Raw genomic sequence first — 12598 nt, 5'->3', positions numbered from 1 at the left:
CCGCCGGAATGGCAAGCCAAAGCGCTGTGATTAATCTATTCCTCTCGTCGTTAATCATTTGTTAAAGAATCGGGCGCTCTGTGTGGGTTCAGAGCTTATGTAGGATAGGCTCCGGAGACATCATGAACGTCCTGATCGTAGAAAGTCGTCCCGAACTGGGTCAGCTGTGGCAACGGCATCTCGAACGTCAGGGCTGTGCTGTGGCTTTGGCCGACGGGCAGGAAGCGGCGGTTGCACATCTGACCGTGCAGGGGCCGGACGTGATCATCCTTGATCTGGTGCTGGAAGACGGCAGCGCGCTTGCCGTGGCTGATTTCGCAAGCTACCGCCACCCAGAAGCGCGGGTGATTTTTGTCACGGACACAACGTTTTTCTCGGACGGTTCCATCTTTAACCATGCCAGCAACGCCTGCGCCTACTTGCCCTCGGGCATGCCGCCCGAGGATCTGGCCGCGATGGTTGCCCATTACGGGGTCAACTGATCCCGCCCGTGCGGTGCGTCGAAATCAAGCACCGGATTGATCGGGATAATCCGGTTGGGATTTATCGTCTCGTGACTGTAGTGATAGTGCCGCACGATGTGATCCATATTCACCGTGCCTGCGACCCCGTCGCGTTGGTAGAGGTCGCGCGTATAGGCCCAAAGGTGAACGTAGTCCTGTAGGCGTTTAAGATTACACTTGAAGTGCAGGTGATAGACCGAATCGAACCGCACCAGCGTTGTGAACAGACGCCAATCGGCTTCGGTCAGGCGCGCGCCCATCAGATAGCGTTGATTTGACAGCCGGTCGTCCAGCCAATCCATTGTGTCAAATAGCGGGTGCACCGCCGCGTCATAGGCCGCTTGTGTCGTGGCAAACCCCGCCTTGTATACGCCGTTGTTCAGCGTGTCGTAGATACGGTCATTCACGGGGGCAATCGCGTCGCGCAACTCGGTTGGCCAGTAATCATCGTGGTTGCCCGTGATGTCGTTAAAAGCCGAATTGAACATGCGGATGATTTCGGAGCTTTCGTTACTTACGATCGTGCCATGCGCCTTGTCCCAAAGGATCGGCACCGTCACGCGCCCCGTAAAATCGGGCACGGCGCGGGTGTAGATATCGCGGGCAAAATCGTAGCCAAAGAGGGTGTCGCCCGTCGCGCCATACGTATCCGTCTTGAATGTCCAGCCATCGCCCAGCATGTCAGGATGTACCACGGAAATATCGATGTGGTCGGTCAAATCTTTGATAACTCGGAAGATCAACGCGCGGTGCGCCCATGGGCAAGCGTAAGAGACATAAAGGTGATAGCGCCCGCTTTCAGCTTTGAACCCGTCTCTGCCGGATGGTCCTGCGCTGCCGTCCGCGGTGATCCAGTTGCGAAAGTTCGCCTCTTTGCGTTCAAACGTGCCACCGGTCGATTTGGTGTCGTACCATTTGTCGTGCCAGACGCCGTCAATCAACAGGCCCATGGGGTCATCCTCCTATGCTCTGCCCTGTAACGTATACGTTGGCGGCGCAGAACACAGGGGGCCGTTGCGCGCAGATTTGGTGCGCGGCTGCACAGCGGGCAGAGTCACGGGAAAGCCACAGCGCAAAAGAGTCGTATTCGGCGGCACGATTTTTACTGGATTGACACATGTTTCACCCCATCTTTGCTATGTGGGATAAAGGAGCGACTGCCATGACGACCTTCTTACCAAAAGAGGTACAAGCCGGTTTGGACAATGCGCGTGCCGCATCGCTGAAATCCGCATCCCGCCTACGACTCTCTGCCAACGGCAAGATGCATCCGGTTCTGCGCATGTGGAAAACCGGGTTTTCGCTCGAGGCGCAGGATGCGCCGCACCTGCGCGGTTTTGTCGATCTGTATGATGGCGCGAACCATCTGTTCCAGTGTCTCATCGTGGCAAGCGATGAAGAGGGCGACGAGAAACAGTTCGAGTTCAAGCGCCTTACTGCCGTGTCGGACAAGGCGCCGATTGACTTCGAACGTGCAGTGGATGCGCCCGTCGCATTGATCGGGCACAGCACCTAACATACGATAGCGTATTGCGTTGCTCGGACCTTATTGCAGGTCCGAGAACGCTTTTGCCAACCGCTCCACCGCCTCTTGTACCCGTGCGCGGGGGGTCGCGATGTTGAACCGCAGCCACGCATCCCCACCGGTACCGAAAGACGGGCCGTGGTTGATGGCGATACAAGCGTCTTGTTCGACCCGTTTGGTGAACTCTTCGCGCGCCATGCCGGTGTTCTCGAAGTTGACCCATGACAGATAGGTCGCCTCGAGCGGCATGGAGCTCAGCCCCGGAATCGCGTTGATCCCTTCGTCGAACAGGCGGCGATTGCCGTCGAGATATTCCACCAGCGCATCCACCCATTCGGCCCCTTCGGGCGAATAGGCCGCCGTGGCCATGAACAGCCCGAAAGAGTTTGGCGACAGGCCAAGTGCCGCCATCCGTCCGGCAAATTTTGCCCGCAGATCGGGGTCGGCAATGATTACGTTGCCAGCATGGGAACCGGCGATGTTGAAGGTCTTGGTCGTGGCCGTCATCATCACCAGCCGGTCCTCGATCCCCTCGATCGCGGTCATGGGGATATGCGTGTGGCCCGGCATCACCAGATCGTGGTGGATTTCGTCCGACACAAGGATCAACTCGTGGCGCTTGGCAAAGGCGGCGACGGCCTGCAATTCACCACGGCTCCAGACACGGCCACCGGGGTTGTGGGGGGAACACAGGATGACCATGCGTTCGGACCCGTCCATTTGCGCGTCATAGGCATCAAAGTCGAATTCATAGCGCCCGTCGCTGTGCGTCAGTTCGCATTCCACAACGCGCCGTCCGCTGTCAGCGACCACGCGGGCAAAGGCGTGATAGACAGGAGTGAACAGCACAACGCCATCGCCGGGCTGGGTGAAGGCATCGACGCACATGGCGGTGCCGTTCACCAGTCCGTGGGTGGTAAAGATGTGGTCGGTGTCCAGTGTCCAGCCGTGGCGCGTTTCCATCCACCACTTGATCGCGTTGCGATAGGCGCTTTCGTCCCCGAAATATCCGATGATCCCGTGATCAACCTGTGCCTGCACCGCGTCCAGAATGACCTGCGGCGGGCGGAAATCCATATCGGCGACCCACATGGCCAGCCCTTTGTCCTGCGGGACGCCATAGATTTTTTCCATCATGTCCCATTTCACGCAATGGCTGCCGCGTCGGTCGATGATCTCGTCAAAACTCATGGTGCTCTCCTGCGCAAAACTACCGGCACGCTAGCAACGCCGCCGCCGAGCGCAAGGGGGACATTGCGGGTCTGGCCATGTTGTCCTACATCGGGGGCATGAAACGACCGATCCTTTTGCACCCCGACCCGCGTCTCAAGAAAACGTCCGCCCCTGTGGCCGACCTGTCGGACGAGTTGCGCGCCCTTGCCGACGATATGTTGGAGACGATGTATGACGCCCCCGGTATCGGCCTTGCCGCGCCGCAGATCGGCCTGTTGCACCGTCTTGTCGTGCTTGATTGCGTGAAGGGAGAGGATGAGAAACCCCGCCCCCTGATCATGTTCAACCCCGAGATCATAGCGTCCTCGGATGACACGAACGTTTACGAGGAAGGGTGCCTGTCCATCCCCGAGCAATATGCTGAAGTGACCCGCCCCGCCGAGGTGCAGGTGCGCTGGATCGACCGGAACGGCAATGAGCAGACCGAAGAGATGTCGGGCCTGTGGGCCACGTGTGTGCAGCACGAGATCGACCATTTGGATGGCAAGCTGTTCATCGATTACCTCAAGCCGCTCAAGCGTCAGATGATCACCCGCAAGATGGTCAAGATGAAGCGTGAACTGGCCCGCGAAAAAGCATGACGCTGCGCGCCATCCTGACGTGGCCTGATGAGCGGCTGACAGCGCGCTGCGCGCCGGTCGAGGTGATCACGGATGAGGTGCATCTGCTGGCGGCTGATATGCTGGAAACGATGTATGCCGCCCCCGGTCGGGGTCTGGCGGCACCGCAGGTCGGAGAGTTGCTGCGCCTCTTTGTGATGGATGCCACGTGGAAAGAAGGCACGCCCGATCCGCTGATCTGCATCAATCCCGAAATTGTAAGTGCAGGCACAGACGTGCAAACCCACGCCGAAGGCTGCCTGTCGATCCCCGGGGTCGAGGCGCAAGTCAGCCGCCCCACGACCATCCGGCTGGCGTGGACTGATCTGGCCGGCGCGCGTCACGAGTCCGATCTGAGCGGTTTTGCCGCCCTGTGCGCACAGCACGAGTTTGATCATCTGGACGGCATCCTGACGCTGGACCGAATTGATGCCGCACAGCGCGCCGAGGTGCTGGCTGCCTATCAAAAGGGAACGCCATGACGATCCGCCCGATCCTGCAATGGCCCGACAAACGCCTGCGCACCGCTGCCACGCCGGTTGCCGAGATCACGGATGAGATCCGTGCGATCTGGGCCGATATGGTCGACACGATGGATGCCATGCCGGGGCAGGGGGTAGGCCTTGCCGCGCCGCAGATTGGCGTGATGCTGCGCCTTGCCGTGGTTGATGTAACGCCCGACCGCACCCGCCGTATCCTGCTGGCAAATCCGGAGGTTCTGTCCATCGGTCCCGATAGCGAGGCGGGGAACGAGGCCAGCCCCTGTTTGCCCGCTGTGGATGCCAAGGTCGTGCGCCCGACGCAGGTCGCTGTGCGCTTCTTGAACGATAAGGGCATGATCGACAGGCGCGACTTCGAAGGGCTTGAGGCGCGTTCGGTCCTGCACCAGATCGACCATCTGGCGGGGCGCATGTATTTCGACACGTTGGGTCGCGTCAAAAGGGACATGCTGTTGCGCCGCGCGCGCAAAGTGAAATAGGGCAAGGCTCAGCTTTGCCGCCGCAACGGAAGGGGTAAGATGCGCCTGATATTCATGGGAACGCCGGATTTCTCGGTTGCCGCGCTGGATGCGCTGCACGCCGCAGGTCACGAGATCGTCTGTGTTTATTCACAGCCGCCCCGCCCCGCAGGGCGCGGCAAGAAGGACCGCGCCAGCCCCGTTCAGGCCCGTGCCGAGGCGTTGGGTCTGCCGGTGCGCCATCCCGTGTCCCTGCGCACGCCCGAGGCGCAGGCCGAGTTTGCCGCGTTGAACGCCGATATCGCCGTGGTTGTGGCCTATGGGCTGATCCTGCCGCAGGCCATTCTGGATGCGCCGACCCATGGCTGTCTGAACATTCATGCCAGCCTGCTGCCGCGTTGGCGCGGGGCCGCTCCGATCCACCGCGCCATCATGGCAGGGGATTCGGATACGGGCGTGTGCATCATGCAGATGGAGGCGGGCCTTGATACCGGCCCCGTCCTGATGCGCGCCGCCACCCCGATCGAGGCGACCGAGACAACAGCCGACCTGCATGACCGCTTGGCCGGTCTGGGCGCGGCGCTGATCGTGGACACGTTGCAACAACTGGCCACGCTGACGCCGAAACCCCAGCCCGAGGCAGGCGTGACCTATGCCAAAAAGATCGACAAGGCCGAAGCCGCCATCGACTGGACCCGCAGCGCCGCAGAGGTTGATCGTCAGATCCGCGGTCTGTCGCCTTTTCCCGGGGCATGGTTCGAACTGGACGGCGTGCGGATCAAGGTGCTTGGATCGGCCCTTGCGACTGGCAGCGGCACCGCGGGACAGGTGCTGGATGACGCGCTGACTGTCGCATGTGGCGAGGGGACGGTGCGCCTCACCCGCTTGCAACGCGCAGGCAAAGGCGCGCAGGATGCCGAAACCTTCCAGCGCGGCAACGCGATCCCGCGCGGCACACAACTGTAACCAAGGACAAACCCTATGTTTCCCACCCTCATCGGAACGGTCGTGATTGCGGGCATCGTGGGCTATCTGTCCGAAAAGTCGCGCTTTACCCATAACGGGATTTTGCAGTCGATTATCATCTGCATCGGCGGCGCATTTCTGGCCTATTTCGTGCGGCTGATGTTCGGGATCGGCTTTGGCAGTGCGGGGATGAACGCGATTGCGTCCTCGATCGGGGCGCTGATTATCGTCCCGACCCATTGGCGCAAACGCTAGGCCTTATTTCGACTTGAAAGGGGCCATTCCGGCGCGTGCCAGTTCGTCGGCACGTTCGTTTTCGGCGTGGCCTGCGTGGCCTTTGACCCATTTCCATGTGACCTTGTGACGGGCTTGCGCGGTATCAAGGCGCTGCCACAGGTCCGCATTGGCCACGGGTTTTTTCGCGGCGTTCTTCCAGCCATTGCGCTTCCAGCCGTGGATCCAGCTTGTGATGCCGTTTTTCACGTAGTTGCTGTCTGTCACGACGGTGATCGTGCTGGCCCGTTCCAGCGCCTCAAGTGCGGCAATGGCGGCCATCAGTTCCATCTTGTTGTTGGTGGTCTGTGCCTCGCCACCCTTCAACTCGCGTTCCTTTATGATCTTGCCCCCTTCGGAGGCGCGCAGCAATGCGCCCCAGCCGCCGGGGCCGGGGTTTCCGGAACATGCGCCATCGGTATAGGCAAACAGCTCAGCCATGTGCGCGCCCCTGCAAAATGATGAAGGCCGCCATTTTCCCGTCCATGCCTGTTTCCTCGCCCGTATGTGTGTGTTCGACCGTAAACCCTGTTCGCGCCCAAAGGTCCAACAGATCGGGTTCGTTCGTATAGGAATAAAGCCGCCCGATGCTGTCACGTTTTTCGCCGTTCCCGAGTTTGGTGCCAAAGTGGAACAGGCCCTTGGGCTTTAGCGCGCGTGCGATGCGGGCAAACTGGTCGGGCCATTGTGTCAGCGGCGTGTGGAGCATCGAAAAATTGGCCCAAATCCCGTCATAGGCAATGGTTTCCGTCAGATCGGAAAACCCGGCCTGCCGTGCAGTCACACCCTCGTGCGCCTGTGCCATCGCCACCATCTCGGGCACGGGATCCCATGCGTGTGCCTCGTGTCCGGCGGCGGCCATCGCCTGCGCGGCGAAACCGGGGCCGCAGCCCAGATCAAGTGCGCGCGCATGCGCAGGCAGGCCCGCGATGAAACGTTGCAGCGCGGGGCTTTCGCCCTCGGCACTGGTCATGGCCGCGTAGTCCTTGGCCTTGACGGCATAGACGGAAAGGGTTTCAGGATCGCTCACTCAGATCACCGTGATGGCAAGGCAGGCGACAACGACTGCGGTCAGCAATAGGCGAAGACGCATCCACCATGACGGCGTCAGACCCCAGCGGCTGAACGCATAGTCCAGCATCAGCAGACCGATAAAGCCGAAGGCGAGGTTGGTGCCCGCGCTGGTCGGGCCACCACCTGTCATAAAGAACGCCCAAAGCGCGGGCAGAACCGACAGGGCATAGCCCACTGCCGCCTGCGTGCCGCTGGTCTTGGTCGCGAACCCCCAAAGCACGCCGGACATGAACGACAGAATGACTGACCCGTAGAACAATTGCACATACGGCCCGATGAACCGTGACCCCAGATAGGTCGCGCCCAATGCGGCCAGATCATCGCTCAACACGGTGGCCGCGCCCCAGATGAACGGCAGCAGCCCAAGAAGGCCAAGGATCAGGGGGGCACGGGGTATCTGTGTCATGGCACTTTCGCTGATAGGATCGAACGGGGCCATGGTGTCGGCCCTTTTGGGAATGATGACAAGGTCGAACTTGCCCCGTTCATAGCTGTTGCCGTGAAGAGGCGACCCAAGCGGGGCACGAGCCTCAAGCCGGTTCGCGCAACACGCGTGGCACTTTGAATTCCACGTTTTCCTGCGCGGTTTCAACCACTTCGACCTGCACGTCATAGCGGTCGCGGAAGGCGTCGATCACTTCGTTGATCAGCACTTCGGGCGCCGAGGCGCCAGCGGTAATCCCGACCGAGGTGATGCCGTCCAGGCTGCGCCAGTCGATGTCGGTGGCGCGTTGCACCAGTTGCGAGTAACTGCATCCGGCGCGTGCGCCTACTTCGACCAGACGTTTGGAGTTGGACGAGTTGGGCGCGCCGACAACCAGCATCGCGTCGCATTTCGGGGCCATCGCCTTGACCGCCTCTTGGCGGTTGGTGGTGGCGTAGCAGATGTCTTCCTTGTGCGGACCGACAATCGCCGGAAAACGCGCATTCAGCGCCTCGACGATGTCTGCAGTGTCATCCACCGACAATGTTGTCTGCGTCACAAAGGCCAGCGAGGACGGATCGCGCACCTCGACCGATGCGACATCGGCCACGGTTTCGACCAGCAGCACATCGCCCTCGGGCAGCTGGCCCATGGTGCCGACGGTTTCGGGGTGGCCCGCATGGCCAATCATGATGATTTGCAGTCCCGCATCGGCGTGGCGCTGTGCCTCGATATGGACCTTGGAAACCAGCGGGCAGGTAGCATCGACAAAAACCATCTCGCGCGCGGCGGCGGCTTTGGGGACCGATTTGGGCACGCCGTGGGCGGAAAAGATGACCGGACGGTCATCAGGGCATTCCGACAGTTCCTCAACAAAGACCGCGCCGAGGTCGCGCAGGCTATCGACGACGAATTTGTTGTGAACGATCTCGTGACGCACATAGACCGGCGCGCCCCATTTCTCGATCGCCATCTCGACGATCTTGATCGCGCGGTCGACACCGGCGCAGAACCCGCGCGGTGCAGCAAGATAGAGCGTGAGGGGGGGATTGGGCATGGGACTTCTCCGGAGCGTCATGTGGCCCAGAGGTAAGGTGTTCGGCGGGCAGAATCCAGCCCGCCGGACACAGAGTTCAGTGTGAGACTTAGCCTTGGGCCTGAAGACGTTCTTCGGACTCGGGCATGACATCACGCGGTGGGCGTCCGATCACGTCCTTCAACTCATCCAGTTCGATGAAGTTGTCCGCCTGACGGCGCAAATCGTCCGAGATCATTGGCGGCTGGCTGCGGATCGTGGATACGACCGACACCCGGACACCCTGACGTTGCAGGCTTTCGATCAATGGACGGAAATCGCCATCGCCCGAAAACAGCACGATGTGGTCGACCCGTGGGGCCAGTTCCATCGCATCCACGGCCAGTTCGATGTCCATGTTGCCTTTGACTTTGCGTCGGCCCATGCTGTCGGTGTATTCCTTGGCCGGTTTTGTGACCATGGTGAAACCGTTATAGTTCAGCCAATCGACCAAAGGCCGGATCGGTGAATATTCGTCATTTTCCAGCAGGGCTGTGTAATAGAATGCCCGCAGCAACTTGCCACGGCGCATGAACTCTTGACGTAGTAACTTGTAATCGATGTCGAAACCCAACGCCTTTGCAGCGGCGTAAAGGTTCGATCCGTCGATGAACAGCGCAAGCCGTTCGTCCTTATAAAACATAAATTGTCCTTCCGAAAATTCGGTTACCGCCTGTACGTCTGAAGGTGAGTGAGTGAAGCTCACGACGGCAGTTGCTTGAAAATAGGTGAATTTGAATATGTCGCAAGACACATCTGGGACCAATGAAGGCGGAAACCCGCCACAAATCCGGTCACGTCTGTGGGTTGCCCTTGGGTCAAATCTTGAATCTGACGCTGGATCACCCGCGCAAATGCTGACTTTGGCGCTGCGCGCTCTCGCGGATTCAGGCGCGGTGATTCGTGCCCAAAGCCGCTTTTACAGCACCCCCGCGATGCCCCTTGGCAGCGGTCCCGATTTCGTAAATGCCGTTGTAGAACTTGAGGTTGCATGGACGGCACGAGATACTCTGTCAAAGTTGCACGAGATCGAGGCGCGTCTTGGACGCCGTCGCAAGGTCCGCTGGGGCGCGCGGGTGGTCGATCTGGACCTGTTGGCCGTGCAGGACACGATTCTGCCCGATCTTGCGACGTTGCGTTACTGGATGGATTTACCCGCCGATCAGCAGGCCAAACTGGCCCCTGACCAGTTGATCCTGCCCCATCCGCGCCTGCACCAGCGTGGATTTGTCCTTGTACCTATGGCCGATGTGGCACCGGACTGGGTGCACCCCGCCACGGGACAGACGGTCATACAGATGCGCGATTCCCTGCCGCCGGAGGATCTGGCGTCGATCACACCCGTGCAATAGCTGCTTGTCATTCGCCGCAATCGGGCCTAAATACGCGTCTTCTTACTTGTGATTTCTGATCTGGAGCATCCACATGGCCCGCGTGACCGTTGAAGACTGCGTTGATAAAGTACCCAACCGTTTCGAACTGGTGATGTTGGCAGCCCATCGCGCCCGTGAAATCTCGGCCGGTGGCCCGATCACTGTGGACCGCGACAACGACAAGAACCCTGTCGTGTCGCTGCGCGAAATCGCGGACGAGACCCAAAGCGCCGACGAACTGCGCGAGCGTCTGATCGAAAGCAACCAGAGCCAGATCGAAGTCGACGAGGCCGAAGACGACGCGATGGCGCTTCTTATGGGTGCCGAGCAGGACAAGCCTGAAGAAGACAGCATGTCCGAAGAGATGCTTCTGCGTCAGTTGATGGCGGCACAAGGCCAGGGTTAACCCTTAGGATACAGGTTCCGACTGCATGATCTCTGCTGACGATCTGATTGCACTGGTCCGGAACTATAACCCTAAGTCCAATGAGAAACTGATCCGCGCAGCCTATGATTTCGGCTGCGAGATGCACGAAGGTCAATTGCGCCATTCGGGAGAGCCGTATTTCACGCATCCCGTTGCTGTGGCCGCGATTCTGACCGAACAGCAGCTTGATGATGCGACCATCATCACCGCCCTGCTGCACGACACCATCGAAGACACCAAGGCGAATTACGGCATCGTCGCGGCCAAGTTCGGCGACGAGGTTGCCAAGCTCGTGGATGGCGTCACCAAGCTGACCAATCTGCAACTTAGCAGCGTCGAAACCAAGCAGGCCGAGAATTTCCGCAAGCTGTTCATGGCGATGTCCAAGGACATGCGCGTCATTCTGGTCAAGCTTTCCGACCGTTTGCACAACATGCGCACCATCCGGTCGATGCGTGCCGACAAGCAAATCCAGAAAGCGCGCGAAACCATGGACATCTTTGCGCCGCTTGCAGGGCGCATGGGGATGCAGTGGATGCGCGAGGAACTCGAAGACCTCGCGTTCAAAGTGCTCAACCCCGAGGCGCGGTCGTCCATCATCCGCCGTTTCATCACCATGCAGCGCGAAACCGGCGACGTGATCCAGAGAATCACCACCGACATGCGGCACGAGCTGGAAAAGGTGGGGATCGAGGCGGAAGTGTTCGGGCGTGCTAAGAAACCCTATTCGATCTGGCGCAAAATGCAGGAAAAGGACCAGTCGTTCTCTCGTTTGTCCGACATCTACGGCTTTCGCGTCATCACGGGCAGTGAAGAAGACTGCTATCGCACGCTTGGCGCGATCCACCAACGTTGGCGCGCAGTGCCGGGCCGGTTCAAGGACTATATCAGCCAGCCCAAGACCAACGGCTATCGTTCGATCCACACCACGGTGTCGGGGCGCGATGGCAAACGGGTTGAGGTGCAGATCAGAACCGCGCAGATGCACGACGTGGCCGAAACCGGCGTTGCGGCGCACTGGTCCTATCGGGACGGTGTGCGCGGCAACAACCCGTTTGCCGTCGATCCCGCCAAGTGGATTTCGCAACTGACCGAACAGTTTGACGGGGAAGACGATCACGAGGATTTCCTCGAAGCGGTCAAACTGGAAATGTATTCCGATCAGGTGTTCTGCTTTACCCCCAAGGGCGAGGTGGTCAAACTGCCCCGTGGCGCGACACCGATTGATTTCGCCTATGCGATCCATACCCGCATCGGAAACGCCTGTGTGGGGGCCAAGGTGGACAACATGCGCGTGCCCCTGTGGACGCGGGTGAAAAACGGCCAATCGGTCGAGATCATCACTGCCGAAGGCCAGACACCGCAAGCGACATGGTTGGAAATCGCCACCACCGGCAAGGCAAAGACGGCGATCCGCCGGTCCCTGCGTGAGGCCGACCGCGAACGTTTTGTCACGCTGGGCCGCGAACTGGCACGATCCGCTTTTGCCCATGTGCACAAAAAGGCGACCGACAAGGCGCTTGAGGCGGCGGCCAAGCAATTGCGCCTGCCCAGTGCGACCGAAGTGCTGGCGCGGCTTGGTTCTGCCGAGTTGACGGGTCGCGAGGTCGTGCAAGCGATCTATCCCGATCTGCAACCCAAACCGGGCAAGGTCGTGGATGCGCGCCGCGCAGTGATCGGCCTGTTGCCGGGGCAGAAGTTCCAGCGCGCCACTTGCTGTGATCCCCTGCCAGGAGAGCGGATTGTCGGCATCACTTTCCGAGGCGAAGGCGTGACCGTTCACGCAATCGATTGCGTGCGCCTTGCGGAATACGAGGACCAGCCGGACCGTTGGATCGACCTGCATTGGCACGAAGGCAGCCATGCCGCCGTCTATGGTGCAACGCTGGATGTGACCATCGGCAATGACGCAGGTGTGTTAGGGCGCATTTGCACATTGATTGGCGAGACACAGGCCAATATCTCTGATCTGGAATTCAAGGATCGCAAACCTGACTTTTACCGTTTGCTGATCTATGTGGAACTCAGAGACGCACAGCATCTGCATACGCTGATGAGTGCACTAGAAGCTGAAAGTGATGTTGCAGCCATAAAACGGTCCCGCCAGTCCGTGCCGACAGGGGCACAGGCGGCGTCCGCACCCCGGACTGCATAGGAAGGCGACAAGA

The 12598-nt window shown here is 60.0% G+C and carries 17 protein-coding genes; 10 read left to right on the top strand and 7 right to left on the bottom strand.

Translation table 11 applies throughout. From position 1 onward, the window contains the following. Positions 1–122: 122 nt before the first annotated feature. Positions 123–482, top strand: coding sequence for a response regulator transcription factor (locus AC6GQJ_RS08170; RefSeq protein WP_500773567.1), 360 nt, complete (start codon positions 123–125; stop codon positions 480–482). Here the strand turns inward: AC6GQJ_RS08170 and AC6GQJ_RS08165 are convergent. Further along, positions 467–1453 (bottom strand): glutathione S-transferase family protein, encoded by a 987-nt coding sequence (locus AC6GQJ_RS08165; protein WP_500773565.1) that lies wholly within the window; start codon positions 1451–1453, stop codon positions 467–469. The genes AC6GQJ_RS08170 and AC6GQJ_RS08165 overlap by 16 nt on opposite strands. 212 nt (positions 1454–1665) lie before the next feature. Between AC6GQJ_RS08165 and AC6GQJ_RS08160 the strand changes: the two genes are divergently transcribed. Continuing rightward, positions 1666–2019 carry a hypothetical protein gene (locus AC6GQJ_RS08160; protein WP_500773563.1) on the top strand — a complete coding sequence of 118 codons (354 nt, stop codon included), beginning with the start codon at positions 1666–1668 and terminating at the stop codon, positions 2017–2019. A gap of 30 nt (positions 2020–2049) precedes the next feature. On the opposite strand, the gene AC6GQJ_RS08155 is transcribed toward AC6GQJ_RS08160, so the two are convergent. Next, positions 2050–3219, bottom strand: coding sequence for a MalY/PatB family protein (locus AC6GQJ_RS08155; RefSeq protein ID WP_500773561.1), 1170 nt, complete (start codon positions 3217–3219; stop codon positions 2050–2052). A gap of 98 nt (positions 3220–3317) precedes the next feature. Between AC6GQJ_RS08155 and def (AC6GQJ_RS08150) the strand changes: the two genes are divergently transcribed. The 5 genes from def (AC6GQJ_RS08150) to AC6GQJ_RS08130 are packed head-to-tail and all read left to right on the top strand — an operon-like array spanning position 3318 to position 6039. Then, positions 3318–3842 carry a peptide deformylase gene (gene def, locus AC6GQJ_RS08150; RefSeq protein WP_500773849.1) on the top strand — a complete coding sequence of 175 codons (525 nt, stop codon included), beginning with the start codon at positions 3318–3320 and terminating at the stop codon, positions 3840–3842. Further along, positions 3839–4342, top strand: a complete 504-nt coding sequence (def, locus tag AC6GQJ_RS08145) for a peptide deformylase (RefSeq protein WP_500773559.1) — start codon at positions 3839–3841, stop codon at positions 4340–4342. The genes def (AC6GQJ_RS08150) and def (AC6GQJ_RS08145) overlap by 4 nt, the downstream gene beginning before the upstream one ends. Further along, positions 4339–4839 carry a peptide deformylase gene (gene def, locus AC6GQJ_RS08140; RefSeq protein WP_500773557.1) on the top strand — a complete coding sequence of 167 codons (501 nt, stop codon included), beginning with the start codon at positions 4339–4341 and terminating at the stop codon, positions 4837–4839. Before def (AC6GQJ_RS08145) ends, def (AC6GQJ_RS08140) begins: the two co-directional genes overlap by 4 nt. 39 nt (positions 4840–4878) lie before the next feature. Beyond that, positions 4879–5784 carry a methionyl-tRNA formyltransferase gene (gene fmt / locus AC6GQJ_RS08135; RefSeq protein ID WP_500773555.1) on the top strand — a complete coding sequence of 302 codons (906 nt, stop codon included), beginning with the start codon at positions 4879–4881 and terminating at the stop codon, positions 5782–5784. Between the two features lie 15 nt (positions 5785–5799). After that, entirely contained in the window at positions 5800–6039 is a 240-nt protein-coding gene (locus AC6GQJ_RS08130) for a hypothetical protein (RefSeq protein WP_500773553.1), read from the top strand. A 3-nt stretch (positions 6040–6042) separates the two neighbouring features. Here the strand turns inward: AC6GQJ_RS08130 and rnhA are convergent, their stop codons facing one another. From rnhA to AC6GQJ_RS08105, 5 genes are all read right to left on the bottom strand, one after another. Further along, the gene (gene rnhA / locus AC6GQJ_RS08125; RefSeq protein ID WP_500773551.1) at positions 6043–6498 is read right to left on the bottom strand and encodes a ribonuclease HI; all 456 of its coding nucleotides are present in this window, start codon (positions 6496–6498) and stop codon (positions 6043–6045) included. Beyond that, complete coding sequence (locus tag AC6GQJ_RS08120) at positions 6491–7087, bottom strand: class I SAM-dependent methyltransferase (protein ID WP_500773549.1); 597 nt, start codon at positions 7085–7087, stop codon at positions 6491–6493. The genes rnhA and AC6GQJ_RS08120 overlap by 8 nt, the downstream gene beginning before the upstream one ends. Next, positions 7088–7537, bottom strand: a complete 450-nt coding sequence (locus AC6GQJ_RS08115; RefSeq protein ID WP_500773847.1) for a DUF3429 domain-containing protein — start codon at positions 7535–7537, stop codon at positions 7088–7090. It lies immediately after the preceding gene. Positions 7538–7661: 124 nt separating this feature from the next. Beyond that, positions 7662–8612, bottom strand: a complete 951-nt coding sequence (gene ispH, locus AC6GQJ_RS08110) for a 4-hydroxy-3-methylbut-2-enyl diphosphate reductase (RefSeq protein ID WP_500773547.1) — start codon at positions 8610–8612, stop codon at positions 7662–7664. A gap of 88 nt (positions 8613–8700) precedes the next feature. Next, positions 8701–9273, bottom strand: a complete 573-nt coding sequence (locus AC6GQJ_RS08105) for a LabA-like NYN domain-containing protein (protein ID WP_500773545.1) — start codon at positions 9271–9273, stop codon at positions 8701–8703. A gap of 97 nt (positions 9274–9370) precedes the next feature. Between AC6GQJ_RS08105 and folK the strand changes: the two genes are divergently transcribed. From folK to AC6GQJ_RS08090, 3 genes are all read left to right on the top strand, one after another. Then, positions 9371–9982 (top strand): 2-amino-4-hydroxy-6-hydroxymethyldihydropteridine diphosphokinase, encoded by a 612-nt coding sequence (folK, locus tag AC6GQJ_RS08100; protein WP_500773543.1) that lies wholly within the window; start codon positions 9371–9373, stop codon positions 9980–9982. 73 nt (positions 9983–10055) lie between these two features. Then, entirely contained in the window at positions 10056–10409 is a 354-nt protein-coding gene (gene rpoZ, locus AC6GQJ_RS08095) for a DNA-directed RNA polymerase subunit omega (protein WP_500773541.1), read from the top strand. A 25-nt stretch (positions 10410–10434) separates the two neighbouring features. Continuing rightward, positions 10435–12585 (top strand): RelA/SpoT family protein, encoded by a 2151-nt coding sequence (locus tag AC6GQJ_RS08090; protein WP_500773539.1) that lies wholly within the window; start codon positions 10435–10437, stop codon positions 12583–12585. Positions 12586–12598 lie beyond the last annotated feature (13 nt).

This window comes from Tateyamaria sp. 7Alg 36, from assembly GCF_059882455.1.
The sequence above is the reverse complement of the archived record's forward strand: the minus strand, read 5'-3'. Positions and strand labels throughout refer to the sequence as shown.